This is a genomic window from Planctomycetota bacterium (genome assembly GCA_016125255.1).
GTDB lineage: Bacteria > Planctomycetota > Phycisphaerae > Phycisphaerales > Zrk34 > RI-421.
Map to the genome: position 1 here is coordinate 804,667 of WGMD01000002.1, position 26,757 is coordinate 831,423.

The 26,757-nt window shown below is 64.0% G+C and carries 21 protein-coding genes and 1 pseudogene; 6 read left to right on the plus strand and 16 right to left on the minus strand.

The window, feature by feature from the left end; translation table 11 throughout:
* Positions 1 to 50: 50 nt before the first annotated feature.
* The 4 genes from GC162_04610 to GC162_04625 all read right to left on the minus strand — a co-directional run bounded on the left by GC162_04610 (position 51) and on the right by GC162_04625 (position 5,178).
* Entirely contained in the window at positions 51 to 1,544 is a 1,494-nt protein-coding gene (locus GC162_04610; protein MBI1367918.1) for an HDOD domain-containing protein, read from the minus strand.
* A gap of 199 nt (positions 1,545 to 1,743) precedes the next feature.
* Positions 1,744 to 2,121 (minus strand): tetratricopeptide repeat protein, encoded by a 378-nt coding sequence (locus GC162_04615; GenBank protein ID MBI1367919.1) that lies wholly within the window; start codon positions 2,119 to 2,121, stop codon positions 1,744 to 1,746.
* Between the two features lie 17 nt (positions 2,122 to 2,138).
* Complete coding sequence (locus tag GC162_04620; protein MBI1367920.1) at positions 2,139 to 2,522, minus strand: hypothetical protein; 384 nt, start codon at positions 2,520 to 2,522, stop codon at positions 2,139 to 2,141.
* A 127-nt stretch (positions 2,523 to 2,649) separates the two neighbouring features.
* Positions 2,650 to 5,178 (minus strand): AAA domain-containing protein, encoded by a 2,529-nt coding sequence (locus GC162_04625; GenBank protein ID MBI1367921.1) that lies wholly within the window; start codon positions 5,176 to 5,178, stop codon positions 2,650 to 2,652.
* A 311-nt stretch (positions 5,179 to 5,489) separates the two neighbouring features.
* Here GC162_04625 and GC162_04630 point away from each other — a divergent pair, with 311 nt between their 5' ends.
* The 5 genes and pseudogenes from GC162_04630 to GC162_04650 all read left to right on the plus strand — a co-directional run bounded on the left by GC162_04630 (position 5,490) and on the right by GC162_04650 (position 9,682).
* Entirely contained in the window at positions 5,490 to 6,041 is a 552-nt protein-coding gene (locus GC162_04630) for a sigma-70 family RNA polymerase sigma factor (GenBank protein ID MBI1367922.1), read from the plus strand.
* The gene (locus GC162_04635; protein MBI1367923.1) at positions 6,038 to 7,498 is read left to right on the plus strand and encodes a hypothetical protein; all 1,461 of its coding nucleotides are present in this window, start codon (positions 6,038 to 6,040) and stop codon (positions 7,496 to 7,498) included. Before GC162_04630 ends, GC162_04635 begins: the two co-directional genes overlap by 4 nt.
* Positions 7,495 to 8,811, plus strand: coding sequence for a hypothetical protein (locus GC162_04640; protein MBI1367924.1), 1,317 nt, complete (start codon positions 7,495 to 7,497; stop codon positions 8,809 to 8,811). Before GC162_04635 ends, GC162_04640 begins: the two co-directional genes overlap by 4 nt.
* Positions 8,808 to 9,017, plus strand: a pseudogene (locus GC162_04645) (prepilin-type N-terminal cleavage/methylation domain-containing protein). Before GC162_04640 ends, GC162_04645 begins: the two are co-directional and overlap by 4 nt.
* Before the next feature lie 35 nt (positions 9,018 to 9,052).
* Positions 9,053 to 9,682: a hypothetical protein gene (locus tag GC162_04650; GenBank protein ID MBI1367925.1), complete on the plus strand. Its 630-nt coding sequence runs from the start codon at positions 9,053 to 9,055 to the stop codon at positions 9,680 to 9,682.
* 9 nt (positions 9,683 to 9,691) lie between these two features.
* Here GC162_04650 and GC162_04655 read toward each other — a convergent pair whose 3' ends face one another.
* From GC162_04655 to GC162_04690, 8 genes are all read right to left on the minus strand, one after another.
* Positions 9,692 to 11,275 (minus strand): DHA2 family efflux MFS transporter permease subunit, encoded by a 1,584-nt coding sequence (locus GC162_04655; protein ID MBI1367926.1) that lies wholly within the window; start codon positions 11,273 to 11,275, stop codon positions 9,692 to 9,694.
* 17 nt (positions 11,276 to 11,292) lie between these two features.
* Positions 11,293 to 12,645: an HlyD family efflux transporter periplasmic adaptor subunit gene (locus GC162_04660; protein MBI1367927.1), complete on the minus strand. Its 1,353-nt coding sequence runs from the start codon at positions 12,643 to 12,645 to the stop codon at positions 11,293 to 11,295.
* Positions 12,646 to 12,954: 309 nt separating this feature from the next.
* The gene (locus tag GC162_04665; protein ID MBI1367928.1) at positions 12,955 to 14,433 is read right to left on the minus strand and encodes an aldehyde dehydrogenase family protein; all 1,479 of its coding nucleotides are present in this window, start codon (positions 14,431 to 14,433) and stop codon (positions 12,955 to 12,957) included.
* Between the two features lie 398 nt (positions 14,434 to 14,831).
* A complete protein-coding gene (locus tag GC162_04670) occupies positions 14,832 to 15,584 on the minus strand; it encodes a prepilin-type N-terminal cleavage/methylation domain-containing protein (protein MBI1367929.1) in 753 nt (250 codons plus the stop codon).
* Positions 15,585 to 15,767: 183 nt separating this feature from the next.
* Entirely contained in the window at positions 15,768 to 16,493 is a 726-nt protein-coding gene (locus tag GC162_04675; protein MBI1367930.1) for a prepilin-type N-terminal cleavage/methylation domain-containing protein, read from the minus strand.
* A 247-nt stretch (positions 16,494 to 16,740) separates the two neighbouring features.
* Positions 16,741 to 18,705 (minus strand): hypothetical protein, encoded by a 1,965-nt coding sequence (locus GC162_04680; GenBank protein ID MBI1367931.1) that lies wholly within the window; start codon positions 18,703 to 18,705, stop codon positions 16,741 to 16,743.
* A gap of 84 nt (positions 18,706 to 18,789) precedes the next feature.
* Positions 18,790 to 20,244, minus strand: a complete 1,455-nt coding sequence (locus GC162_04685; protein MBI1367932.1) for a hypothetical protein — start codon at positions 20,242 to 20,244, stop codon at positions 18,790 to 18,792.
* Positions 20,241 to 20,768 (minus strand): sigma-70 family RNA polymerase sigma factor, encoded by a 528-nt coding sequence (locus GC162_04690; protein MBI1367933.1) that lies wholly within the window; start codon positions 20,766 to 20,768, stop codon positions 20,241 to 20,243. Before GC162_04690 ends, GC162_04685 begins: the two co-directional genes overlap by 4 nt.
* Positions 20,769 to 20,894: 126 nt before the next feature.
* Between GC162_04690 and GC162_04695 the strand changes: the two genes are divergently transcribed.
* A complete protein-coding gene (locus GC162_04695; protein MBI1367934.1) occupies positions 20,895 to 22,091 on the plus strand; it encodes a hypothetical protein in 1,197 nt (398 codons plus the stop codon).
* Positions 22,092 to 22,103: 12 nt separating this feature from the next.
* Here the strand turns inward: GC162_04695 and fghA are convergent, their stop codons facing one another.
* From fghA to gshB, 4 genes are all read right to left on the minus strand, one after another.
* The gene (gene fghA / locus GC162_04700) at positions 22,104 to 22,943 is read right to left on the minus strand and encodes an S-formylglutathione hydrolase (GenBank protein ID MBI1367935.1); all 840 of its coding nucleotides are present in this window, start codon (positions 22,941 to 22,943) and stop codon (positions 22,104 to 22,106) included.
* 171 nt (positions 22,944 to 23,114) lie between these two features.
* Positions 23,115 to 24,227, minus strand: coding sequence for an S-(hydroxymethyl)glutathione dehydrogenase/class III alcohol dehydrogenase (locus GC162_04705; protein ID MBI1367936.1), 1,113 nt, complete (start codon positions 24,225 to 24,227; stop codon positions 23,115 to 23,117).
* Between the two features lie 161 nt (positions 24,228 to 24,388).
* Positions 24,389 to 25,531, minus strand: coding sequence for a glutamate--cysteine ligase (gshA, locus tag GC162_04710; GenBank protein ID MBI1367937.1), 1,143 nt, complete (start codon positions 25,529 to 25,531; stop codon positions 24,389 to 24,391).
* Entirely contained in the window at positions 25,528 to 26,481 is a 954-nt protein-coding gene (gene gshB / locus GC162_04715; GenBank protein MBI1367938.1) for a glutathione synthase, read from the minus strand. The genes gshA and gshB overlap by 4 nt, the downstream gene beginning before the upstream one ends.
* Positions 26,482 to 26,757 lie beyond the last annotated feature (276 nt).

Consider the following 26,757-nt stretch of genomic DNA (forward strand, 5'->3'; position numbering starts at 1 on the left):
CATGTGCGATCGACTGGTAAAGACGCCGCGAGCCATGGCGGCATCGGGTATCAGGCCTTGGCGGCGACCTTGGGGGCGAAGACACGGACGCAGTTGCGCCCGCTGGACTTGGCCGCGTAGACCGCCTGGTCCGCCGCTTTGATCAGTTGCTCGGGCCGCTTGAAGAAGCGCACGCCGTCGTAGCACGCCACGCCCATCGAGGCGGTGATGTGCAGCGTGAGGTTTTCGCCGGCGTCGATGTCGGTGTTCTCGATGGCGATGCGGAGCTTCTCGGCGATCTGCGCCGCTTCGGAGCGCGTCGTGTTGGGCAGGATGACGGTGAACTCCTCGCCGCCGTAGCGTGCGACCAGGGCGTGCTCGGGGGCGTTGTTCTGTAGGGTGCGGGCGAGGGCCATGAGCACCTTGTCGCCGGCGAGGTGGCCGTGCGTGTCGTTGACGGACTTGAACCGGTCGCCATCGAGGAGGATCAGCGAGACGGGTTGGGTCTGTCGCGTGGCCTGCTCGAACTGCTGGCAGAGGAATTCGTTGAAGTAGCCGCGATTGGCCGCCCCGGTCAAAGCGTCGCGCGTCGCCTTCTCGTGAAGCTGCTTGTTCTGCACCGCCAACTGCTCCACGTCATGCTGCGATTGGAGCGACACTTCCAGGAGCACCTCGTTGGCCTGCGCGAGAATCTCGCCCGTGTCGCGCACCGGCCCGGTCACGATCTCAAAGAGATTGGCCATCTCCTTCGTGCCTTCGCCGATCTTTTCGAGCAGTTCCGTTCCGTCCTGTTTGCCCAGATCGAAATGCTCGCGGAGCGCGGTGAAGAACTGCTCGACGGAGGAGTTGTTTTCCTGATGGAGATAGATATCCGCCGCGATGCCGCCGAGCGACACGGCCTGCACCATCGGGCGGAGCTTGGACGGGGCGCGACGCGGGTCTTCGTGCCAGCGGATGGGCTTGACGAGCACATCGGGCAGCCGCCATTTCTTGCCCAGCGCTTCGCCGACCATCGTGTGATCCAGATCCATCTCGCGCTCTTCGAGCTTGGCGAGCTCCGCGTGCCGATCGCCGACCTGCGAGAGCAGCTTCACGTAATCGCCCTGAAGCGTCTGCACCAGCGCGATGACGCCCAGGTCCTGAAGCAGACCGGCGAGGAAGGCCTCCTCCTGCTCGGCGATTCCGACGCGCTGCGCGATCGAACGCGCGGCGACGGCGGAGTAAAGACTGCGGCGGAAGATGACGTTCGGATCGAACTCGCCGCCGCCGGACTGCTTGACCGTGCTCACCAGACTGAAGCTCAGCGCCAACGTCTTGACCGCGTTGAGGCCGAGGATCACCAGCGCGTGACTGATCGTGCTGACCGGCTGCGAGAGGCCGTAGTAGCTGCTGTTGACGGTCTTGAGGATTTTCGTGGACAGGGCCGGATCGTTGGAGATCGTCTTGGCAATCTGCTTGATGTTGATGTCGTCGTTGCGGCACAACTCGATGACTTCCATCGCGATGGCGGGAAGACTCGGAAGGCGCGGACAGTTGAGCACTTTATCGAGAAGCTGCTGATTCATGCGGGACAGCTTTCATCCATCCGTGGTTCCTGAACGTCGCCGGCCGCACATCAGCTCAACCGACCCGGAATCCAAACCCTTCCAGTCGAACACCCGACCCATCGGCCCATGATTACATCGGTGCGAATCGGACCGCACTTAAGCACTTACCCCAATGGGATTCGATCCGATTCGCCAATCCGGCGCATGCATTGCGAAATTACCGGACGCCGAGGTTCTCGTATTTGATGACACGATCCTTGGCGAGCTTGGCGTGTTCGTTGTTCGGATATTTGGCGGCGAAGGCCCGATAGGCCTCCAGCGCCTCCTTGTCGCGCTTAAGCTGATCGAGACAGCGCGCGATGCTGAACTGCGCATCGACCGAGCGCGGATCGTTCGGCGAAGCCGCCAGCGCCTGCTCATACGCCGGCAGGGCCTTGTCGAAAAGCCCGCCGGTCATGTACCGGTCCGCCACGTCGTACGGATTCTGCGTCGTCGCCTGCTCCAGCTCCGCCTTGCCGCCGAATTTCGTGTAGGCCAGATACGCCCCGCCGAGCACCAGCGCGATCACCACGATGCGACCGATTGTCAGACCCATGGTTGACTCCCGATGTGTTAATGCCCGCCGCCGAGCAGTCCCTTGAGCGGCCCGAACAAGACCGCCCACGCCAACGCCCCGATCACCGCCGCCGCGATGATCAGCTTGACCATCCCGCCCGATGATTTCGCGGAGCCGCCCCGCTGTGCCGCGGCGATCTGCACCGCCGAACCGGCCGCCCCCGTTTCCTTCGCCTTGTTCATCTTGGCGAGCATGGCGTCGTACTTGTCGATGTCGCGCTGTCCGCCCGCCTTCGTCGGCGCGGTGTAATATCCCTCGCCGTCCGGGCGCGGCAGCACGTAAAACATGTTGCCCATGTCGTCCTTCATCGCCTTACCCACATCCTGCGGCCGCACCTTGACCTCGTGACCCGTAAACGGGCTGACCACTGCGATGCTCATGCGACGAACTCCCTCAACAGCGAAAGGCCCCTGACGACACGGGCATTATACCATCCGTTTTGCATGCGCAATAAAAAACCCCGCCGGTCGGGCGGGGTGGGTTGGAGTCAGGGATGGAATCCAACGGTCAGGTCGTGCTCGAGGCGGCGGCCTGGTCGGACTTCCTGGCGTCGTCGGCGCGCTCGATCCACGTCGCTTTGAACGCCAGTCCGTCGGCGCCCTCGGCATGGGTGACCTGCACGTTGTTCTTGCCTTCGAACTCACCGCGCAGGATCGCTTCGGACATGGCGTCCTCGACGTACTGCTCGATGGCGCGACGCAGCGGGCGGGCGCCGAAGTCGGGGTTGTATCCCTTGTCCATCAGGAACGACTTGGCCGCCTCGTCGAGCTCGAGCTCGATGCCGCGCTCCGCCAGACGCTTGCGGACCTTCTTCAGTTCGTACTCGACGATGTTCTCCAGGTTCTGCCGCGTCAGCGGGCGGAACACGATGATGTCGTCGAGTCGGTTGATGAACTCGGGGCGGAAGTAGCGCTCGATTTCCTTGTTGAGCAGCTTCTTCATGCCCTCGTAGGTCGCGTCGGCATCCTGTTTGGCGAAACCGAAGCTCGACCCGCCGCCCTTGATCAGGTCCGCGCCGATGTTGGACGTCATGATCAGGATCACGTTGCGGAAGTCGATGTGCCGACCGAACGAATCGGTGAGCCGGCCTTCCTCCATGACCTGAAGCAGCGTGTTGAACACATCGGGGTGGGCCTTTTCGATTTCATCGAGGAGCACGACGGCATACGGCCGGCGACGGATGCGCTCCGTGAGCTGTCCGCCTTCTTCATAGCCGACGTATCCGGGAGGCGCGCCGATGAGGCGGCTGACGTTGTGCTTCTCCATGTACTCGGACATGTCGATGTGCACCAGCGCTTCTTCATCCGCGAACAGGAACTCGGCGAGCGCCTTGGACAAAAGCGTCTTGCCCACGCCCGACGGGCCCACGAAGATGAACGAACCCATCGGCCGCTTGGGGTCCTTGAGGCCCGAACGGGCGCGGCGGATGGCCTTGGCGATCGCCTTGATGGCTTCGTCCTGGCTGACGACGCGCTTGTGGAGCTCTTCTTCGAGCTTGAGCAGGCGCTCCGTCTCGGCCTTTTCGAGCCGGGTCAGCGGCACGCCGGTCATCTTGCTCACGACTTCGGAGATGATTTCCTCATCCACGACGCCGTCGACTTCCCGGGCGCGCTCGCGCCACTGGTGCTGAATGGTTTCCTTCTTTTTGCGGAGGATTTCCTGCTGATCGCGCAACTGGGCGGCCCGCTCGTAGTCGGCGCCCTTGACCGCTTCGTCCTTGTCGAGGCCGAGGCGTTCGATCTGCTCCTCCAGCTCCGTCAGATCCGGCGGCTTGCTCATGCTCTTAAGCCGCACGCGCGCCCCCGCTTCGTCGATCACGTCGATCGACTTGTCGGGCTGAACGCGGGCCGTGATGTACCGGTCCGACAGCTCGACCGCCCGGGCGATCGCCGCATCGGTGATCTGCACGCGGTGGTGCGCTTCGTAACGGTCGCGCAGACCCTTGAGGATCTCGACGGTCTGTTCCTTGCTGGGCTGCTCGACGATGATCGTCTGGAAGCGGCGTTCCAGGGCGCCGTCCTTTTCGATGTACTTGCGGTACTCGTCCATCGTCGTCGCGCCGATGCACTGAATCTCGCCGCGGGAGAGGGCGGGCTTGAGGACGTTGGACGCGTCGATCGCGCCTTCGGCTCCGCCGGCTCCGACGAGCGTGTGCAGTTCGTCAATGAAGAGGATCACGTTCTTGGCGCGACGGACTTCGTTCATGACCGCCTTGATGCGCTCTTCGAACTGACCGCGGTACTTGGTGCCGGCGACCATCATGGCCAAATCCAGCACCACGATGCGACGGTCGTGCAGAATCTCCGGCACATCGTTGGCGATGATCTTGGCGGCGAGGCCTTCGACGATCGCGGTCTTACCCACGCCCGCTTCGCCGATCAGCACGGGGTTGTTCTTCGTGCGGCGGCAGAGAATCTGCACCACGCGCTCGATTTCGTTGGACCGACCGATGACCGGGTCCAGTTCGCTGTTGCGCGCCATCTCGGTCAGGTCGCGCCCGAAGCTGTCGAGGGCGGGGGTCTTGCTCTTGCCGCGCTTGGCGCCGGGTTCGCCGGTGGGCGCCTCGCCGGCTTCGGCGGGGGCTTCGCCGCTGGCGGAGCCGGCCCCGAGAAGATTGAGCACTTCCTCGCGGACTTCCTCGAGTTTGAGGCCGAGGTTCATGAGCACCTGCGCCGCCACGCCGTCGTGCTCACGCAAGAGGCCCAGCAGCAGATGTTCCGTGCCGACGTAATTGTGATTGAGGTTGCGGGCTTCCTCGATGGCGTACTCGATGACCTTCTTGGCCCGGGGGGTCTGCGGGAGCTTGCCCATCGTGACCATGTCCGGCCCGCTCTTGACGAGCTTCTCGACTTCGAGCCGAACCTTGCGCAGGTCCACATCGAGGTTCTTGAGCACATTGGCGCCGACGCCGGAGCCCTCCTTGACGAGGCCCAGGAGGATGTGCTCGGTGCCGATGTATTCATGGTTGAAGCGCTGGGCTTCCTGATTGGCCAGGGCCATCACTTTTCGTGCGCGATCTGTGAATCTCTCGAACATTCGTTTTTCACTCCTGAAGCCCGATATTTCCGGGCTTTGCATTGATACGCACCATTATACGCGCAAGTTCAACTCGCGCGTCCCGGCAGTCCGGGGAGTCGTCGGCATCGACCTTCGGGTTGTATCGGCTCGACGATGGGCCGAACTGTGAAGAATCGACGCCGCGATCTGACTGCCATTGGGGCGTCTGCAAACTCTGATGCATCAAGCGCCTCAACCATTACAGCGCGGGGCTCATCGGGTAAAAGTAGAATTTTTGATGACGCTGTTAGCGCCGGGCCGCCGCGGCGCAGATACGCCTTCGAGAGACCATGCAGAACGATCACCCTGATCCGCAACAGATCGCCTCCGAACGCCGCCGGCTCGCCCGGCTGTGGATGGAAGCCATGCCCTCCGTGCAGTCGTTCATCTGCTCCGCCATTCCGCGTTTTCACGATGCGGAGGATGTGCTTCAGCAGGTGGCGGAGGATGTGGCGGAGCATTTTGACCGTTATGACGCCGATCGGCCGTTCGTGGCATGGGCCATCGGCATCGCCAAAATTCAGATCGCCCTGCACTACCGCAAGTCCCATCGCGACATGATGCAGATGAGCGATGCGGCCCTGGAGCGGATCGCCGTCGCGCACGTCGACGGGCATGACAGCTTGTCCGACCGGCATGCCGCCCTGGAGGATTGCCTGGCCGGCCTGGACGACAAGCCCCGCCGCATGCTGGCGCTCCGCTACGGCGAGTCGCTCAGTTCCGACGAGATCGCCGCTCGGCTCGCTTCAACGGCCAAGTCCGTGCGTGTCACGCTGACCCGGCTCCGCACCCGGCTCGCCGACTGCATCGCCGCCAAGCTTCACAAAGGCGGCGTGTCATGAGCGATGCGTTTGATGCGATCCCGCTCATCGACGCCTGGCTCGACGGCGAAATCTCCACAGATGACGCGGCGACGCTGGATGCGTGGATCGCCGCCGACCCCAGTCACGCCGAACGCTTCACCACCCGCGCGAATCTGCATGCGCGTCTCCGCACGCGGTATCAGACGCTCCGCGGCGAAGCGCCGCAGGCGACTTCCGCATCCCCCCACGCCGACGCTGAGCCCGCCCCGGGGCGAAGCGTCTGGTACGCAAAAGGGTTCAGGGGTCAGGGGTCAGGGTTCAGCTTCAAGGCAGCGATCGCCGCGCTCATTCTCATCGCCGCCGCACTGCTGTATGTCTTCTTGCCTTCCACTCCGCGCTCCCAACTCCCCGTTCCCCACTCCAACGCTCCTTCCTTCGCCATCCTCTCCGACCTTTCCGACGACGCGACCTTCGCCGATGGCGAGCGTTCTCTCGGTGCCGATCTGACGGCGCCGATCCGCCTCATCAAAGGTCGTGCGCAGATCATGTTCAAATCCACCGCGGTCGTCGATCTGACCGGCCCATGCACCTTTGAAATGACCGGACCCAACTGCGGCCGCCTCCATGCCGGCAAAGTCAGCGTGCTCGTTCGGCCCGAAGCACATGGGTTCACGCTCGACGCCCCCGACCATGTCCGCATCATCGACCTCGGCACCGCGTTCAGAGCCGAAGCCGACGAAACCCGCGGCGTCGAAGTCGCCGTGACGCAGGGTCATGTCCGCATCGAACGCACCGCCCATGACGACGCGCCTGCCCGGCAAATCGAACTGGCTGTCGGCGACATCTGCCGCTCGCGCGATCCGCGCTTCGGCGGACGCATGAGCGTGGCGCATCCGATCGAGGTGACGAATCCGTCGTTCGAGGCGGACGAGCGCAACATGGCCGGCGGACCGATGCCGCGCGGTTGGCGCTCCGTCATCCCCGGCCGCGCCGGATGCGAAGATCATCTGACCAACGGCAATTTCACCACCGGCGTCGACGGGCGATTTGTCGGACTCGTCAACTACCGCCTGACCAACGACCCGTCCGTCATCAGTGCGATGACGCAGAATCTCGCCGACGGCGTCGAAGCCGATTCGATCTACGAATTGACCGTCGCCGTGGGGCGCCGCATCGATCACGACACGCGCGGGGCCGCGCCGACGCAGTGGGCCATCGCCCTGTGCGATGCGGCGACCGGACGCGAACTGGCCTCCACCCGCGGACAGATCACGCACGCCGGCGTCATGACCGACCAGACGCTCGTCTACATCCCCGCTGACGCCGATGCCGGCCGACCCATTCAGATCCGCCTCATCAACCCGCAGGACGCCGCCGTCGACGCCCGGCCGGGACAGATCAATTTCGACGCCGTTCGCCTCATGCGCCTTGCGCCCGTGGCGAACGATCCCGTCGCCTCACCCGCCATTTCATCGTTGAAGGAGATCACCCCATGAGAATCCGCCGCATTCTTTTTGCCGCTCAAGCGGCCTTGTTGACGTTTGTGCTCGCCGCCGCGCCACTCCGCGCCGATGTTCTGGCGCACTGGTCGTTCGACGAAACCACCGGGAGCACTGTCGCCGACACCGCCGGCGGACACACCGCCACGCTTCAGGGCTCCGGCGACAACCTCAACGTCGCCGGGCAATTCGGCTCGGGCATCTCCCTCAACGGGTCCGGCTGGCTGAATGTCGCTTCGTTTACCGGATTCCAGGACTCGAACTTCACCGTCTCGAGCTGGGTCAACCTCACCACGACCTCCGGTCCGCAGGAACTGTTCGCCAAGTGGTACTCGCCTTTTGAATTCCGCTTCGATTTGACCAGCGGGTCCAACCTCCGCAACTCACTCGGTCAGGACATCGTGGCCGGGACGACGAACCTGGGGGCGACGAATGCGTGGCACATGGTCACATGGACCTGGGACCGTGACGCCGGCAAGCTCAAGTACTACATCGACGGCACGTTGACCACGACACTCAACGAAACCGCCAACGGCATCGCTCATCCCGACATCAATCACAGCGGCGGGGCCTACAACATCGGCCGCAAGGGCGACTCGGGGCAGAATTTTCACGGCTCGATCGATGAACTCTGGGTCATCAACAAGGCCCTGACCCCCACGCAGATCGCCAGTCTGCGCGACTACAACGACGCCAACCACGTGCAGCTTTCCGCCACGCAGTCCATCATCGCTCTCGCCGCGGCGTACAACAATTCCACCGGCCCGATCAACATCACCTTCACCGACCCCGCCACCGGCGAGTCCGTCACACTCGCCCTGACCATGACCCCCGGCGGGTCCGGCTCCATCTTTAAACTCCTCGACGGCAACACACGCGTCGGCGAACTGCCCAACGACTCGGGCAACTGGGTCTCCCTCGGCGAAAACGTCAACTTCACCGCCTCCGTCGTCTCCGCCACTTCAAACGTCGACCTCTCGTCGATCTCATTCCGCATCGACGGCCTGGGTTATCGCACCGGCAACACCACTTCCGCGTTCAACTGGACCTCGTCCACCGCATCGCAGAGCAACGTGGCCCTCGCCGATGCCGACGACGCGCTGACGCCGACGCTCGACAGTCTTCTTTTCACCTTCAACGGCGGAACGTACACTGCCAACTACGCCCCTGTTCTTACGCATCAGCAGCTTTCGGACCTCAACGCCACGGGGCTGCACATGACCGCGGTGTTCGCCGTCGTGCCCGCCCCCGCCGCCCTGCCCGCCGGGCTGGCGCTGATGGGCCTGATTACAATGCGTCGACGCAAATGAAATACACCCCCCCACAACACGATCCGCATTCAGCGGCGGGGCTTTTTCACCGTGAGCATGTCGAACGGGCCCCGCGCGGTGTGGCGCGCTTCGAGCCGCGCGGGGCAAGCCCCGCCGCTAAAGATGCACCCGCGGCGCGGGCCTTCACCTTGATCGAACTGCTCGTCGTCGTCGCGATCATCACGCTGCTGATCTCCATTTTGATGCCCTCGCTGCGCAGGCGGCGAAGTCCGTCGTGTGCATGTCGCAGCTTCGGTCGCTGGACTTTGCTTGGATTCAATACGTCAGCGATTCGCGCAATGCCCTGTACTACTACCCCGGCAACAACAATGCCGCGTTCGACAAGTTCTGGATGGCGATCGTCGAGCGGTACACCTCGAACGTGGACAAGCTGCGCGTATGTCCGGAGGCGACGCAGCTTTCGGAGGTCGTCTGGGGTACGGCGAGCGTTTCGTGGAGCGGCAAGAACCACCCCGCCGGCTACTGGATTCACAATTCCGCCGGCGACTATCACTACGGCTCATACGCCATCAACGGCTGGCTGTATAACAATTACGTCGCGGGCGAATCGTACCTGTCATGGCTTGAGCCGGGCGTGCAGACGTCCAACGCCCCGGCGTTTCTCGACAGCGCCTGGGTCGATATCTGGCCGCGCGACACCGATGTGCCGGCGGCGAACATTGAAGACCCGTACAACGGCGGCAACTGGGGCGCCGGCATGGTGCGTGCGACGATCAATCGACACAATCTCGCCATCAACATTTCGTTCATCGACGGATCGACCCGGCTGGTGCCGCTGGGCGATCTGTGGACCCTGGCGTGGAGCCGCAAATTCCGCCCCGGCTTCTACCAGCCCCCGCCGTTCCAATAAGCGCACCGCTCACTCGGAGGCGATGTGCGCGCCTTTGGCGGCAACGCTCTTGCGCATCAGTAGCACGAAAAACGCCAGTCCGACCGCCAGCGCCCCCGAAACCCAGAACACATCGAAGTACGACAGCGCCATCGCCTGCTGCATCCGTATCTCGGCAAGACGCTGGAGCGTGAGCTGCGTCACCATCACGGGGTCGCCCAATTGCTGCATGTAGAAGTCGTGGCCGCGCTGGGCGAACTCCTGAAATGTCGGGTTCAATGGGTCGAGCCATTCGTTGACGCGCAGGACATGAAACTGCTCGCGCCGCTCCAGCAGCGTTTTGGCCACGCTCGTTCCGACACTCCCGCCTTCATTGCGCAACAGCGCCAGCAGTCCCACCGCCGCACCGCGCGCTTCGGCCGGCAGGTACATGAACGCCGCCACATTCAGCGGCGCGAAAATCATCGACAATCCCGCGATGAGCACCACGCGGGGCCAGACCACCTGCCACGGGCTCACCTCCAGATTGAGCTGCGACATCCACCAGTTGCCGATCCCCAACACAACCAGCCCCGCCGCCATCAACCACCGCGCATCGACCCCGCGCGTCAGCAGCGCCCCGACGATCATCAGCACGATCACCGCCCCGACGCCCGCAGGCGAAAGCACCAGTCCCGACGTCGTCGCGTCGTAGCCGAAGAGCGTCTGCAAAAGCGCGGGCAGTTGCGTCGTGTTGGCGTAGAGGACGCCGAAGGCGCAGAAGATGATGATGCAGCACGCGCGGAAGTTGCGGTCCAGGAGCGTGCGGAGATTGATGAGCGGATTCTTGATGCGCAGTTCGCGGTAGATCAGGGCGACGAGTCCGCCGACGAAGAAAAATGCGGTGATGTGCGTGCGGCGGAACGGGTCGCCGAGCCAGTCCCATTCCTGACCCTTGGAAAGCAGAATCTCCCATGCGATCATCGTGATCGCCAGCAGGGTCAGGCCCGGCGTGTCAAAGGCGTGACTGCGTTTGAGCTTGTCGCGCTCCGCCTTGAGGTAGTCGGGGTCGCGCACGACGGCGGCGCAGAACATCAGCGCCGCGATGCCGACGGGGACATTGAGGTAGAAGATCCATTCCCAGCCGTAGTTGTCGGTGATGTATCCGCCGAGCGTCGGGCCCACGACCGGCGCGAGCAGCGCGGCGATGCCGAAGAGCGTCATCGCCTGTCCCTGCTTTTCCTGCGGGAACGCGTCGAGCAGAATCGCCTGACTCGACGGCTGAAGTCCGCCGCCGGCGAGCCCCTGCAGCACGCGCGCCGCGATGAGCATGCCCAGACTTGTCGACATCCCGCACAGGGCGGACGCGAGCGTGAACACGGCGATCGAAAGCAGAAAATAATGACGACGCCCGAAGCGCATCGCCAGCCAGCCGCTGATGGGCAGCACGATGGCGTTGGCGGCCAGATAGCTGGTGATGATCCATTCGCTGTCCGACGACGGCGCGGAAAGCCCCCCGGCGATGTAGCGCAGCGCGACGTTGGCGATCGTCGTGTCCAGCACCTCCATGAACGTCGGAATCACCACCGCCGCCGCGACGATCCACGGATTCACCGCCCGGTGAGGCAGCGACAATGGCGCGACCAGCGTGCTCACGGCTTCGTCTCCGCTCCGCCCGCATCCGTTAGCGGCTGAAGCACCTTGCCCGCGTTCGGACCGGTCGGCTTCTCATTAACATGAACCACCGGCGTCACCGAAAGCCCGATGAACAGCGGCGACTTGTCCGCGTCGTAATCGAGCAGTTCGATCCGCACCGGCAAACGCTGCACGACCTTCACGAAATTCCCCGTCGCGTTCTGCGGCGGAAGGAGCGCGAGCGTCGAACCGGTGCCCATCGTGAATCCCGATATCCGACCCTTGAACGTCTGCCGCTTGCCGTACGCATCCACATCGAGGTCGACCGGCTGCCCGATGCGCAGATCGGCAAGCTGCGTTTCCTTGAAGTTGGCGTCGACCCATATTTCCGTCAGTGATCGCACCGCCATCAGACTCTGTCCCACGACGACGTTGTTGCCGGGGTTGACGCTCCGCCGGGTCACTACGCCGTCGATCTCGGCGACGACGTCGCAGTACCTGCGGCTGAGCTTGGCGTCATCGAGCCGGCGCTGGGCTTCTTCGATCTTCGTCTGTGCCTGCACGACGGAGGGAACCTTGTCGATGAGGCCGGTGATGATGCGATTGACGTCGCGGTCGGGGTCCCGCTTGTAAAAGTCCTCGAGCATCTCCTTGGGCGACTTGTTGAGCGAATCAAAGATGCCGATCTGATTGGCCGCCTCAGCCAACCGGAATTGTGCGGTTTTCACTGATGAAAACGTCTGATCCAGATCATCGGGCACCTGCGAAAGCTCCGCCCCGTCCGGGGGAATCGGCGGCAGCCCGAGCGTGACGCGCACCTGATACACGCCCTGTAGCGCCTCCTGATACTTCGCTTCGGCCACCAGATACGCCTCGCGTCGATCATCCACCTCGCGCGGCGCCGCAGCGTTGCGCTGCGACAGAGCGACGACGCGGTCGTATTCGATCTTGGCGTTGTCGAGCGTGGCCTTCTGCGAATTGAGCGAGGCGATCTTCGAGTGCAGCAGGGCGACCTGATTGTCGACGTCTTCGATGGCGTGCTGGAGGGCGAAGCGGAGACTGCGCGCCTGGGCCGCCATGCTCCACGCCGTCGCCTTCGCGTTCGTCAGGTCCGCCTCCGCCGCCGCCACCGCCGCTACGGCGATGTGCACCTGCACATCGAACGGCTCCGGGTCAAGCTGCACGAGGACATCGCCCTTGCGCACCCGGTTGTTGTCGTCGACGAGCACCCGGCTGACCTGCCCCGCCACGCGCGGCGCGACCAGCGTGACGTGCCCATTGACATAGGCGTCGTCCGTCGATTCCGTGCCGAGCGAACGGAAGTACAAGACCGCCGCCAGCGCGATGAGCACCAGCGCGATGCCAATCAGCATCGGGGCTTTGGATCGCTTGTGCGGCAAAGCCGGCGCGGGCGTCTGAGGTTTCGGAGAAGTTTCGGCCGCTTCGGATGAAGTGGGTATGTCCGTCATGATCGCAACGCTCCGGATGAAAAACAATCGGTGCCGCAGTTGCCTCACGAACGCACGCCATTCTAATGCGTGCGCCCGCCCCCACAATGGGTCATGTTGCTATTCGATGCACGCGGTGGGTGACAGATACGCAGAATCGGAGAATGTGAACAAAAAGAAACCCACGGCGTCACACCGTGGGCTTCATCATAGGTCGCGATCGTCCGGGGCTCAGCGCTGGCCGAGGTTGACCCAGACGGTTTTGGTTTCGAGGTAGTTGTTGAGCGCGTCCTTGCCGCATTCGCGGCCGTGGCCGGAGAACTTGTAGCCGCCGAAGGGGGCGGCGGCGTCGAAGGTGTTGTAGCAATTGACCCAGACGGTGCCGGCGCGGACGGAGTCGGCGATGGCGAAGGCCTTGGTGATGTCCTTGGTCCAGACGGCGGAGGCGAGGCCGTAGACCGTATCGTTGGCCATCTTCTGCACCTCGGCGAGGTTCTTGAACGGGATGACGCTCACGACCGGGCCGAAGATTTCCTCCTGCGCGATGCGCATGTCATTGCGGACGCCCTTGAAGATGGTCGGCTTGATGAACCAGCCCTTGTCGCCATGCCGTTCGCCGCCGGTGACGCACTGGGCTTCCTTCTTGCCCAGGTCGATGTAGTTGAGCACCTTGTCGAACTGCTCCTTGGAGACCTGCGCGCCCTGCTCGGTGGCGGGGTCGAAGGGATTGCCGACCTTGCGCTTGCCCGCGGCGGCGGCGAACTTGGAGACGAACTCATCGTGTGCGCCTTCTTCGACGAACAGGCGGCTGCCGGCACAGCAGACTTCGCCCTGATTGAAGAAGATGCCCGCCATCGCTCCGCCGACCGCCGCGTCGATGTCCGCATCGGCGAAGACGACATTCGGGCTCTTGCCGCCGAGTTCAAACGTAAGCCGCTTGAGCGTCTTGGCGGCGCTGGCCATGATGATCTGTGCGGTTTCGTAGTGGCCGGTGAAGGCGATTTTGTCGATGCCGGGGTGTTTGCAGATGGCGTCGCCGGCGGTTTCGCCCATGCCGTTGACGACATTGACCACGCCCTCCGGATACCCCGCTTCCATCGCCAATTCAGCGATCCGCAATGCCGTCAGCGGCGTCTGCTCGGCGGGTTTGAGCACGGTCGTGCAGCCCGTCGCCAAGACCGGCGCCCATTTCCAGCAGAGCATCAGCATCGGAAAATTCCACGGAATGATCTGCCCCGCCACGCCGACCGGCTCCTTCTTCGTGTAGCAGAAGAAGTTGCCCATCGCATCATCGACCGGCACCACGTCGCCGTAAATCTTGTCCGCCCAGCCGGCGAAATAGCGGAACGTCGAGACCATCAGCGGGATGTCCGCGCCTTTGACTTCGCTGATGGGCTTGCCGTTGTTGAGCACCTCCAGCGCTGCCAGTTCATCCGCGTTTTCCTCGAGCAAATCGGCGAATTTGTACAGCAGTTTGCCCCGGTCGCGCCCCGTCATCTTCGACCAAGGCCCCGACTCGAACGCCTTGCGGGCCGCCTTGACCGCACGGTCGATGTCCTCCTTGTCCCCCGCCGCCACCTTGGCGATGACCTCGCCCGACGACGGGCTGTACGTGTCGAACGTCTTGCCGCCCGCGGCGTCGACCCATTGACCATTGATCAGATTCTTCGTGAGCCGCACCTTCGGCGGCGCCATCGTGGCTGTGGACATGACAAAACCTCCTGAGCACGACAAGGGTGTGAGAAATGACCTGAACCTCTGTCAACAGCGTATCCGCCCCCCGCGCCCGGTCAAGCGGGGCCCCGTCCCCACCCCGCACCGGCGCGGCAAGCACGCATATTTCCACCACTTCCGTGCGACCGCATTTCCCGCTGAAAATCGCAGCTTTTCGCGCACATCCTGGACCGTCTCCCCCGCATGGCGCGCCCGGTGCGCATCGGCGCGGTGGGCGTCGCCAACCCCGTGCGCGCTTTTGCGGGACTTACATCAACACCGCGACGCGCCCGTGCGATTTTTGCATCGCCGGTGCGCATCATGCGATCCATTCAGTGCGGCGGGTGGGTGAAATGCCCCAATGACCGCGTCCGCGGCGGTCGTGCGCCCGTTGCTCACCACATCGGGTCGAACGCATAGTCCTTCGTCTGATAGTTCCACACAAGTTGGGCGTGGCCGTCGATGAACACGGCGTTGGAGCAGCCGGCGGTCACGTCGCCGTTGGGGGGCAGGTGATACGTGGCGAACAGATCGGGCGGATACCAACCGGGCGCGACGAGCGCGCGCCACCCGAGCATGCCGTTGTTGATGCCGAACGCGGCGTACTGTCCGCTCTGCGCCCAACCGTTCTCCTCACCGAAGTACAGCGTCTGCGCCGGCCGCTTGATCGCGCCGAGTCGCGCGAACGCCACGACCGGCGTCGTGCCCGCCTGATTGAGCCAGCCGGTCCAGCCCAGGTAGGCGTTCATCGTGCATGAAAACGCCGGGGTGACCTGCGCGGCGGACGTCTCGCCGCACCAGTACGGCGCGCCGATCGCATACGTGTCCTTGAAGGATTGGCACAGATAAACATCCGGATTCGGAGCGTACGCCCAGAGCAATCCGCCCGTCACCGCCGACGCCTTGTGCCACGCATGATACGCGGAGCCCGCATCGGGGACCCAGAGCTTGGCGTCCGGGAATTGCGTGAAGTTGTCGGCGATGTACGAAAGACCCGCCACGCCCAACTGGTGCATGTTCGACCGGCATACCACGAGTTTGGCGCTTTGCTTTGCCTGGTTGAGCGACGGAAGCAGGATCGCGATCAACAGCGTGATGATCGCGACGACGACGAGCAGTTCGATCAAGGTGAATCCATGTCGTCGCATGGCGCACGCTCCTTGACAGCCGCCGCTCAACGAGCGGCGCGCGACACGGTGATTTGGACGAGCCGTGTCGTTGCTGTTCAAACACGTTCGATCGGACAAAGGAATGGTTCCAGACAAAGGAATGGTTCCAGACACCTTTCCGGACCCCCGGTGGGTGTTGCGCAGCTTGGTCTCATGGAATCGCTACCACCATCCCCAAACGCGCGGTGTGGCGCGTGCGACCGAGTATCGCATCATTTCGGCCATCGCCCGCCAGACGACCCCGCCGTCGAGATACGCCACGTTGCCGCCCTCGACGCCGGCTTCATCAGGAAACGTCCCGGGATTCCAGGTCACCCGGCCGACCGGGCCGTGCGTTCCGCTGGAGATGCTCGGCGACCAGGTGTATTCCTCGATCATGTCGGCGGACATGAACTTGGACGCGCTGGCGTCGGTCATCGACGTGACCGACTTCCACGGCTCGCCGCCCGGGTAGGTCGTCCCGTAGTGTCCGAACAGCAGGTGGTAGCCGATGCGGACCATCCCGCTGGTGGTCCATCGCCAATCGTTTTGCAGATTGGGGCAATACAGTTGCAGTTCGCCCGCCACCGCGTCGTCGCCGGCAACCGTCAGCGGGTTGATTCCCGCGACGATCACGTTGTAGCTCTTCGGGTTGATCCAGGTCGTATGATTGTGATCGCCGTTCGTTCCCCACAGATCACCGGGGTAGTTGGTCGAGGGGAACTTGCCGCCGTTGTCGACGGCATATCCCGCGACGCTCAGAAAGATCTGGTGCTGCCGGGACGCACAGACGGACCGCCTTGCCCCCTCGATCGCGCGCGACATGGCGGGCATCAGGATCGCCACGAGCAGCGCGATGATCGCCACGACGACCAGCAGTTCAATGATCGTAAAGGCGTGTTTTCGCATGAGGCGTTTCCTGTCCGAGCCGGGCTGCCCCAGCCCGGAATCCGGCGTGAGGGCACGCCGGCTCTGACAAACTGTTAAGGCGTGCGATGGACGGAAGTCGATCGCACGCATGTCCCCGACCGGCCGCCGGCTCGATACATGGAGCCAAAACCCGCCAGAGTTCCTGAAGCGGCGCGGGCGGCGACGAGAGAGTTCCGATCAATGCGACGCGACGGCTTTCACCGGCGCATCGCAAGCTGGCCGACCGTTATTGTCGATTGCGGCGTCGCGCCGTCAGCAGACCCAACAATCCCAGCCCCGCGGGCAGGGCGAGCGGCGTCGGGACCATCGCGGCGAACTGGCTGTTGTGATCGACCACGGCCCAGACGACGTTGTTCGCCGCGTCGGCGCCCCAGTCGCCGAGGTTGCTGAACGTGGCGTTCCAGGCGGTGTTGCCGCGGAAGCTGCCGGTGTTGGCGCCGTGATTGCCGGCGACGGCGTTCTTCCAGGTGCTCGTGCCCGTGTCGAGGTACGCGAGGAAAAGACTTCCCTGAGCCGCGTCCAGCGCATCGTTGATGAAGTCGGTGTAGCTCATCTGGAGCACGAACTTGGTGTTGTCGATGCCGGTGAGGTTCAGCACATCGCTGATGAGGTCCTTCTCCTTGGCGTTGCCCTGTCCGACGGTGCTGGCGAGGGTGCGCCACTCCATGCCCATCGTGAGGGTGGAGCCGGTGGTGTTGGAGCCGCTGAGGATCGTGGCGCTGGTCAGTTGCGAACTGGTGATGGCCGAGCCGAAGTTGACATAGGACGCGCCGCTGGCGCGGGCGCGGGTGAGCTTGGCGTCGGTGGTGGCGAAGCTGCCGTCGGCGTCGGCGGCGATCTTGATCTTGTCGAAGTTGTTGTTGGCGAGCGAACCGGTCACGGCCAGGACGCCCTGATTGACGGTGGTGATGCCGGTGTAGGTGTTGGTCAGGGAGAGGGTGGCGGTGCCGGAGCCGGTCTTGGTGAGCGAACCGCTGCCGGAGATCACCTTGTTGTTGAGGTCGGTCGCCTGGGTGAAGGCGTTGGAGCGGTTGATGGTGAGGTTGGCGTTGTTGGTGATGGAGCTGGTGCCGGTGAGAGCGCCGGTGGTGCCGCCGCTGCCGAGCTGGAGGGTGCCATCGGAGATGGTGGTGGTGCCGGTGTAGGTATTTGTGCCGGACAGGGTCTGCGTGCCGGCGCCGGTCTTGGCCAGATTGATAATGCCGGTGGGGTTGGCGATGGTTCCGCTGAATGCGCCGCTGGCTCCGCCGTTGCCGACGGTCAGCGTGCTGGCGCCGTTCAGGGTGGAGGACTTGGTCACACTGCCCGAGCCGTCGAGCGCGCCCATCGTTTTGCTCTCGGTGCGAATGTCGAACGCGCCGCTGGCGCCGACATTGACTGTGTACGTGCCTGTAGTGCTGGTGGAGGCTCCCTGGAGCGTGAGTGTTCCGGCGTTGATATTCATCGTGCCGGTGAAGCTGTTCAACGCGCCGACGTTATTGATGATGATGTTGCCTGCGCCCTCTTTGTTGAGATTGCCGGCGCCGGCGAATGAACTGCCGGTGGACGTGATGATCCCCGCACTGTTGGGACCCGCGGTGTGGTTGCTGGTGAAAAGCTCAAGCGTTCCGCCGGCATTGATCGTCGATGCCTTGGTATTCATATTCGTAAAGCCCGCACCTCCGCCGACCGAGGAAAAATCAAATCGCAGCGTGCCGCCGTTGTTCACGGTAAAGCTTGTCGAAGCCAGAGTCGCGGCGTTCGACTGCAAGACGAGTTTGCCGGCGTTGACCGTCGTCGTGCCGGTGTAAGAGTTGGAGTTGTTGGTCAAGGTGAGCGTGCCGGCGCCCGCCTTGGCGAGACCCGCAGTGCCGGCGATCGTGGAGGCAATGGTCGCGGAGAACGCGGGATCCACATTGATGCTTGGCCCCGCGCCGCCGAGCGTGAGGGTGCCGCCCGTCAGCGAATAGCCGTTGTCGGTGAACGACAGGCCGTTGGCGGTGACGGCGGCCACGGTAACGGCCTCGCCGGAGCCGGCGAAAAGCGCATCGTTGCCATTGGTCCATGCCGCCCCGGCATCCCAGTTGGTGTCCGTAAGGTTCCATGTGTTGGTGGGACCGGCGGTGTTCCAGGTCTGCGTCGCCGCGGGGACCTGCGTGGCGAAAGCCGCCGCGAGGACGGCGGCGAGCGTCAGGTTCAATGGATATTTCATAATCGTTGCTCCTTTCAAAACGTGTCTTTCCTTTTCCGTCGTGGACCTTCCACATGGGATCGGCCCGCGGAGTGATCTATAGGTTCACTCGGCGGGGTTTGTTATTTGGATCGAGTCGGGGGGCGACGGGTCGCCTTGCGTGATGATCAGGTTGTCGAAAGTCAGCCCGCCGGCGCCGCCGAAGACGATGCGGGCGTTGGCGGCGTCGAAGGCGATGTCCGAGCCGTCGAGCGTGATGGACTTTTCGATCGAGCCGTCGGCATCGCGGTCCAGGTCGCAGGTGAGGGACCGCGTGGCGGCGTTCCAGTGCATGGCGATCTGATACACGGCGGGCGCGGGCGTCCCGCCGGGGACGGCATGACGCACATAAGCGCCGGCCTGTCCATTCACCGAGTCGTTGTTGGCGTTGTATGTATCAATTGCGTCGTTATCCGTTCGCAGCGCCATGATCAGGTGCGGCCCGCTCGTCGGCGAGAAGAAATATCGGGGGTTGATCCGGCCGTTGGACAGGCCGAAGTGCGCCAGGCCGACTGCGGTGCGGTCTTTGACATGCACCGTGATCCGGGCGGTGAAGGAATGCGCGGTCCAATCGGATCGGAGCGTGCGGACGTAATTGCGCTGGCGATCGGTTGAGCCGTCGAACCGGACGACGCCGTCTTTGACCGCCACGGGCGTCGAGGCGACCGCTTGAAGGGTCGGGGGCAGTTGATCGCCGCTGAAGGTTTCAAAGAGGCCGCTCTCGTCGATTCGGCCGTCGATGAGCGTCAGTCGCTCACCAGCGACGAACTGTCGGCTCGCGGCTCCCTGTCGAACTTCGACGCGGCCCTGATCGACCGCTATCCGAGCGCACCCGTCGGCCTCAACGAGGATGGTGAACGCCGTGCCCAGATCGACGACGCGGGCTCCGCCGGGCAGATCGACGGTGAATCCATGCGCTTCAGGACGACAGTATGCTTCGAGGCACCCCGACATGAGCCGCGCGCGGTTGGGGCCGGTCATGGCCAATTCGCACGGGCCGGTCAGGTCGACGACGGCGGTGGATTGGAACATGAGCTGGGCTTTACCGGAGACGAGTTTGATCGGGGCGGTGAGGCCTTCGCCGAGGGAACGCTCGCCGTCGGCGAACGCGGCGTCGTTGGAGAGGTCGCTGAGGATGGCGTAGCTCGCCGGGGCGGCGGCGTGGGGAGCGGGGAGTGGGGAATGCGGAGTGGAAGGCAGAAAGACATACAGGAGCGCGGCGGCGAGCATGATCAGCGCGGCGAGGTACCAGACGCTTCGCGGCGAGGCGCCGCTCAGCGTCGGCGTCTGGGAGTCGTCCGCAGCGCGCCAAGCCGACGCTGAGGCGGCTTTGAGCCGGAGCGTCTGGTTCCGCGCCAGCGCGGCGTGCAGGGCGATGTAGCGGAGGTAGATGGAGCGTGCGGCGGGATCGGATTGCAGGAGAGCATCAAGGCGGGCGCAGCTGGCGGGGTCGATCGCGGCGTCGCAATGGGCGGCCAGCAGCGTCAGCAGTTCATCGTGATGCACGAGCGGAGCGCTCATCGGGAGCCCTCCGTTCCGAGGCGATGCTGCACGCATTCCAGGAGGCGGCGGCGCAGGCGATCGAGCGACTTGTAGAGTGTGTTGACGGCCTTGCCCGTCCGGGCGGCGTAATCGGCGATCGGAGCCACGGCGTCATAGCGGGCGGCGAGCAGCGCCCGCTCGTGCGGCTTGAGCTGGGCGAGGCAGTCTTGCAGCGCGGCCATCTGCGTCTCGAGCTGATCGCGTTCGGCGTCGTACTGGTCGGCGACGAGCTGGAGCGTGGCGTCGCTCAACAGATGGGGCTGGCGGGCGAACTTTTTGCGGTGGGAAAGCACCTTCAGATGGGCGATGCCCAAGGCCCAGGCCACGAAGGGCCGGGCGGGGTCGTACGTGTCGATCTTCTCCCACAAGGTCACGGCGGTGTCCTGAAACACGTCCTGCGCCTGCGTCGTATCCGGAAGCAGGGCAAGGATATAGCGATAGATTTCGTGCTCGTGGGCGGCGAAGGAACGGACGAAATCGCGGGTCTGGTCATGGGTCGGCATGGGCGCGTCTCACCCTAGCTTTTCCGATCGGGGGCGGATTGGTACAGGCGAATCGAAAGATTTTCCGCCGATTTCGCCGCTGACTATAATCGCTCGACCCGCCGCCGCCTCATCGCCGGAGCCATCATGCGACACCTCCGACCGGCCGTCTGGCTCGTTCTGATCCTTGGTTCGATCGCCCTGGCGGACGATGCGGCGCTGTTGCCGGTCACCGCCCCGCCGGCGGAGCTGGTCGCGCGGCTCGGGCTCGATCCGTTCTACAAAAAGTGCCTCCTGGACAAGGGCTTTCCCATCGTCGCCTCCGAAGCGGTCCACGATGCGGCCCTGCGCGAGGCGGCTTACCTGATCGATCACGAACTGGACGGGCGGGACGATCTGCGACAGGCGCTCATCGACGCGCGCGTGCGGTTCGTCATCATCGGCGTCAACGAATACACGACGACGATCCCCGAGTATTCGCACATGACGCCGGCGCCGTATTGGGACCGGCGGGCGCGCGGGCTGGGCGCGACGCCGAGCAATCCCATCGTGACCTGCGGGGAGGAGAACCTCCTGTGCCTCAAGGGCGATCCCTACGGCACGGAGAACATCCTGATCCACGAATTCGGGCACGCCATTCATGAAGTCGCGCTGGCGAAGGTCGATCCGACGTTCGACCGCCGGCTGGAGGAGACGTATGAGCACGCCATGAAGACCGGGCTTTGGGCGGGGAAGTACGCTTCGACGAATCGGCAGGAGTATTGGGCGGAGGGCGTGCAGTCGTGGTTCGACACCAACCGCGTCAACGATCACGATCACAACTACGTCCACCTGCGCGATCAGCTTAAGGAATATGACCCGCAACTGGCGGCGCTGATCGAAAAGGAATTGGGCGACGGGGCGTGGCGCTATCAGCGTCCGGAGGATCGGCCGGCGGAGGAGCGGGCGCATCTGGCGGGGTTCGATGCGGCGAGCGCGCCGCGCTTCGCCTGGCCGGAGGCGCTGAAGGAATGGGACTGGCGGCACGCGGCCGGGAAGATGGCCGAAGATAACGATTACAAGGAATTACCGCGCGACCCCGTTCCCGCCGACGCCGCCCTGCCGCACTCGACCGGCGGCGGCAAGGCCACGCAACTGCTCTTCGTCAATCTCTCCGATCACGACATCCACTTCTACTGGCTGGACTGGAAGGGGCAGCGGACGATGGAGCATCGCCTGCGTCCGAAGGTGTTTGATGTGATCGACACGTTCGCCGACCACGCCTGGCTCATCACCGACGCGGACGATCAACCCCTCTATATCGTCCGCGGCGCCGACACCCCCGGCAAATGCGTGATCCGCTGAACTTGACGCACCTCACCCGTGCAGCGCCACGGCGTGATGCACAATGTGATCGGCGATGAAACTTGCGATGAAGTAGTACGAATGGTCGTAGCCCGGCTGCATGCGCAGCGTCAGGGGGTGCGCCGCGGCGTCGCAGGCGGCCTGAAGCAGCTCGGGCTTGAGCTGCTCGGCGAGGAATTGGTCGGCGTCGCCCTGATCGATGAGAATCGGCAGGCGCTCGGTGGCCCGGGCGATGAGGCAGGTCGCGTCATGTTGGCGCCAAAGCTCCGTGTCGTCGCCGAGGTAGGCGCCGAATGCTTTTTTGCCCCAGGGGACCTGCGCCGGCGCGACGATCGGGGAAAAGGCGCTGACCGATCGGTACATCCCGGCGTTTCGCAGGGCGATGGTCAAAGCGCCGTGACCGCCCATCGAATGACCGAAGATGCCGCGGGCGCTCGTCGCCGGGAAGTTCGCCTCGATGATCGCCGGCAGTTCCTTGACGATGTAGTCGTACATGCGGAAATGATTCGCCCACGGCTCGACCGTCGCATTGACGTAAAACCCCGCGCCCTGGCCGAGGTCGTACGATTCGGCGTCCGCCACGCCTTCGCCGCGCGGGCTCGTGTCGGGCGCGACGACGATCAGGTCGTGCTCCGCGGCATACTGCTGCACGCCCGCCTTGGTGATGAAGTTCTGTTCGGTGCAGGTGAGACCGCTCAGCCAGTACACCACCGGACACGCCCCGTGTTCCGCCGCCGGCGGCAGATACACCGCGAAGTTCATCGCGCAGCCGAGCGTTTTGGACGTGTGCCGATACACTTCCTGCCACCCGCCGAAGCAGCGGTTCCGACTGACCTGATCGAGATGACTCATGGGAAAATCCGTGGGTTCGTGAATGCTTGACCCCCTCTCCCTCCGGGAGAGGGCTGGGGTGAGGGTGCTTCCGCATGAGCGCTGCGCCCGCATCGAGCACCGCCCGTATTCGGATGCACCCTCACCCGGCCTTTCAGGCCGACCTCTCCCGGAGGGAGAGGTGAAGACCCATCAATAATGAATCACGCTCCGAATGCTCTTGCCTTCGTGCATCAGGTCGAACGCCTCATTGATCTTGTCCAGCGCCATCGTGTGCGTGATGAACGGGTCGATCTTGATGTCGCCCTTCATCGCGCGGTCGACGTAGCCGGGCAGTTGGCTGCGCCCCTTGACCCCGCCGAACGCCGTGCCCTTCCACACGCGACCGGTCACAAGCTGGAACGGGCGCGTGCTGATTTCCTGACCCGCGCCGGCGACGCCGATGATCGTCGACACGCCCCAACCCTTATGACAGCACTCCAGCGCCGCACGCATCAGCTTCACGTTCCCCACGCACTCGAACGAATAGTCCACGCCCCCGCCGGTCATCTCGACGATGACGTTCTGGATCGGCGTGTCGCCATGATCCTTGGGGTTCACGCAGTCCGTCGCGCCCATCTGTTTGGCCAGCTCGAATTTCCCGGCGTTGATGTCGATGGCGATGATCCGGCCGGCCTTGGCCATCACCGCGCCCTGAATGCACGCCAGACCGATCCCGCCCAGCCCGAACACCGCCACCGTCGCGCCCGGCTCGACCTTGGCCGTGTTCAGCACCGCGCCGATGCCCGTCGTGATCCCGCAGCCCAGCAGGCACACCTTCTCCAGCGGCGCCGCCTTGTTGATCTTCGCCAGCGAAATCTCCGGCACCACCGTGTACTCGCTGAACGTGCTCGTGCCCATGTAGTGCGCGATCGACTTGCCGTTCTTGGAGAAGCGGCTCGTCCCGTCGGGCATGAGCCCCTTGCCCTGCGTCAGGCGGATTTTCTGGCACAGGTTCGTCTTGCCGCTGGTGCAGAAATTGCATGTCCCGCACTCGGGGATGTAGAGCGGAATGACGTGATCGCCGACGGCGACGCTCTTGACGCCCTTGCCCACCTCGACGACTTCGCCCCCGCCTTCGTGACCGAGCACCGCCGGGAATATGCCTTCCGGATCATCGCCCGAGAGCGTGAACGCATCGGTGTGGCACACGCCCGTCGCCTTGATCTTCACGAGCACTTCGCCCTCTTTCGGGCCGGCCACATCGATGTCTTCGATCTGCAGCGGCTTGCCCGCTTCCCACGCCACGGCCGCACGACTCTTCATGTTGCGCTCCTTGAGGAATAACCCGTTTTGCCTTCGCACAAGTTCACTGGCGGGACGGCAAATGTAGCACGAACGCGAACGGTCAACAAGATGCGTCGCGCCCGTCGCCGGTCGTTCAGCCGCGAGCCGCAGGCGAGCGCATAACACACCGATGAAATGGCTTAACACACCGTCGTCTTCTGCACCAGATCCGTCTCCGCATTCGCCGCGGCGGCGCGCTGGATGATCTCGGCGATGCTCTGACCCGCGGCGTGACGGGCGAGCCAGCGCTGGGCGACGTTCCCCTTTTCCAGAATCCGCCCCAAAGGGTCCAGACAACAGGCAAACCCATGCTCCGCCGCCGTCGGCGTCACGTCCGACAGATACCGCTCGATCCACGCCCGCGCTCCGATCGGCTTGCCGGTGCGCCAGTCGTGAAGCTCCGCGTCCAGACTCGCCTTCGCCGCCGCCTGCTCATTGGCATTCGCCAGCTTCGCAAGCTCGGCCGCGCTGAGCGCGCTTTGCGTCAGCGGATCGAGGTCTTCGTCTTCGATGACCTGCCAGATGCGCGCTTCGAGCAGCGCGGTCAGCGCCATCAGTTCATCCGGACACGCCACCCGGTCGCAGATGCGCAGCTCCAGCCGCTGCACATGCTCCGGCGGCGCGGTGCCGTTGGGGCGCACGCTCGTCCAAAGATGCCGGATATTCCGCATGATCCCCCGCGAAAGCTGCGACTCGACGTACTGGATGTAATGCGCGTGCGATTCAAAGAGCGGCACGTCGCGGGGCGTTTGCGGGAAGATGTGCCAGCGCGTCGAGTGATCGCCCGTGACTTCGCCGCCGAGGAAAGGCGACGTCGCCGACAGCGCCAACCAGAGGGCGGCCTCGCATCGGACGACGCGCGTCGCGCGGATCAGCGTGTCGATGCAGTTCATGCCGACGTTGATGTGCGTCGAGGCCGTGACGACGTTCGTGCCGTAGGTGTCGCGGATGTATTGATAGTAAGGATGATCGGGTTTGGAGATGACGAAGGTTTTCGCGTCGCCGATCGGGATCGTCGCCCCGGGAATCAGCGTGTAGTCGCCGTGCGCGGTCAGCCAGGCGCGGAGCCGGCGGCGCTTGTCCATCAGCTGCCCCAGCAGCCGATCGTAATCGCGCGTCGGGTCGGTCGTGTGCTCCACGTTCCGCGCGTCCGGCTCCGTGGCGTAACCGTCCATTTCCTCCGCGATCCGATGCGAAAGCCCGACGACCCGCCCGTCCGGCGAGCCGGTGTAGACCTCTTCTTCGAGTCCCTTGAGCAAACACGCATGTTGCGGACAACTCATGATTTCACCGGCGAAGGAATGAGCGATTCGATGTAGGCGATGACGCGGTCTTCAAGCTGCTGCCCGTAGAGCCGATTGCACTCCTGCACGCACGTCGGGCTCGTCACATTGACCTCGATCAGGTGCTCGCCGATCACGTCGATGCCCACGAAATGCAGGCCCAGTTCGATCATGTGCGGCTTGAGCATGCGGCAAATCTCGATGTCCCGCGGCGTCAATTCCGCCGGGGCGGCCTTGCCCCCCGCGAAGAAATTGTTGCGGTGATCGTCCTTCGAATGCACGCGCATCACCTGCGAAAGAATCTCGCCGCCCAAGAGCAGAATGCGTTTGTCGCCCTGCTCCGCGGCGGGCAGATATTCCTGCACGATCACTTCCCGCTTGCCGTTGTGCGAGAGCGTGTCGAAGATCACATTCGCATTCGTGTCGCCGCGCTTGACGATGAACACGCCTTCGCCGCCCTTGGCATCGGTCGGCTTGGCCACCGCCTTGTCGCGCTCGGCGATGAACTGCCGGTACAGCGTCCGATCGCGCGTCACCAAAGTCGTCGGCACCAGATCGACGAAACGCGTCGCCCAAAGCTTCTCGTTGACCGTCCGCAGGCCGCGCGGCGAATTGACGATGGCGATCCGCTCCGGCAGCCGGTCCAGCATCCAGGTATCCATCAGATACTGTTCCGCGAACGGCGGCTCCGTCCGGACAATCACCGCGTCCACCTGCTCGTCCGTCAGTTCGGTCCACGCCTCGACCTCGAACGGAAAACTCGCCCGTTCGATGACCGGCTTCACCGGCCGCACGCGGAAACGCATCCGCGCCCCGTCCATGCTCAATCCGCCCGGCGGCAGATAAAAACACCGATGCCCCGCCCGCACCGCGCCGACCATGAAGATCAGCGACGTGTCTTTGTGGGCGATCACCGTCTCAAGCGGGTCCATCAGAAAAACGAAATTCATGCGGCTGCCTCAAATAGGGACGTCCGGGGTCCCGTGTCCGGGGGTCACCACAGTTTATGCGCACCACCGCGCATGCACCTTGGGGCCTTTGATGCGTTCGCCGTGACGAGGTTACGCTAGAGATTCACCACGGGGGCAACGGGGAACACGGGGGAAAGCAGATGATGGGCCACGAAGGCGCGAAGACGCGAAGGAAGGCGGGAAGCATGGTACAAAGCGGTGACCATGATACGGCCCCCCATCGAACACGCTCGTTGTCTTCCTTCGCGTCTTCGC

What these genes read in the sequence shown, in the direction of transcription:
- GC162_04610 (MBI1367918.1), bottom strand. Translation starts at nt 1,544, where the DNA reads ATGAATCAGCAGCTTCTCGATAAAGTGCTCAACTGTCCGCGCCTTCCG.
- GC162_04615 (MBI1367919.1), bottom strand. Translation starts at nt 2,121, where the DNA reads ATGGGTCTGACAATCGGTCGCATCGTGGTGATCGCGCTGGTGCTCGGC.
- GC162_04620 (MBI1367920.1), bottom strand. Translation starts at nt 2,522, where the DNA reads ATGAGCATCGCAGTGGTCAGCCCGTTTACGGGTCACGAGGTCAAGGTG.
- GC162_04625 (MBI1367921.1), bottom strand. Translation starts at nt 5,178, where the DNA reads ATGTTCGAGAGATTCACAGATCGCGCACGAAAAGTGATGGCCCTGGCC.
- GC162_04630 (MBI1367922.1), top strand. Translation starts at nt 5,490, where the DNA reads ATGCAGAACGATCACCCTGATCCGCAACAGATCGCCTCCGAACGCCGC.
- GC162_04635 (MBI1367923.1), top strand. Translation starts at nt 6,038, where the DNA reads ATGAGCGATGCGTTTGATGCGATCCCGCTCATCGACGCCTGGCTCGAC.
- GC162_04640 (MBI1367924.1), top strand. Translation starts at nt 7,495, where the DNA reads ATGAGAATCCGCCGCATTCTTTTTGCCGCTCAAGCGGCCTTGTTGACG.
- GC162_04650 (MBI1367925.1), top strand. Translation starts at nt 9,053, where the DNA reads ATGTCGCAGCTTCGGTCGCTGGACTTTGCTTGGATTCAATACGTCAGC.
- GC162_04665 (MBI1367928.1), bottom strand. Translation starts at nt 14,433, where the DNA reads ATGTCCACAGCCACGATGGCGCCGCCGAAGGTGCGGCTCACGAAGAAT.
- GC162_04670 (MBI1367929.1), bottom strand. Translation starts at nt 15,584, where the DNA reads ATGCGACGACATGGATTCACCTTGATCGAACTGCTCGTCGTCGTCGCG.
- GC162_04675 (MBI1367930.1), bottom strand. Translation starts at nt 16,493, where the DNA reads ATGCGAAAACACGCCTTTACGATCATTGAACTGCTGGTCGTCGTGGCG.
- GC162_04680 (MBI1367931.1), bottom strand. Translation starts at nt 18,705, where the DNA reads ATGAAATATCCATTGAACCTGACGCTCGCCGCCGTCCTCGCGGCGGCT.
- GC162_04685 (MBI1367932.1), bottom strand. Translation starts at nt 20,244, where the DNA reads ATGAGCGCTCCGCTCGTGCATCACGATGAACTGCTGACGCTGCTGGCC.
- GC162_04690 (MBI1367933.1), bottom strand. Translation starts at nt 20,768, where the DNA reads ATGCCGACCCATGACCAGACCCGCGATTTCGTCCGTTCCTTCGCCGCC.
- GC162_04695 (MBI1367934.1), top strand. Translation starts at nt 20,895, where the DNA reads ATGCGACACCTCCGACCGGCCGTCTGGCTCGTTCTGATCCTTGGTTCG.
- fghA (MBI1367935.1), bottom strand. Translation starts at nt 22,943, where the DNA reads ATGAGTCATCTCGATCAGGTCAGTCGGAACCGCTGCTTCGGCGGGTGG.
- GC162_04705 (MBI1367936.1), bottom strand. Translation starts at nt 24,227, where the DNA reads ATGAAGAGTCGTGCGGCCGTGGCGTGGGAAGCGGGCAAGCCGCTGCAG.
- gshA (MBI1367937.1), bottom strand. Translation starts at nt 25,531, where the DNA reads ATGAGTTGTCCGCAACATGCGTGTTTGCTCAAGGGACTCGAAGAAGAG.
- gshB (MBI1367938.1), bottom strand. Translation starts at nt 26,481, where the DNA reads ATGAATTTCGTTTTTCTGATGGACCCGCTTGAGACGGTGATCGCCCAC.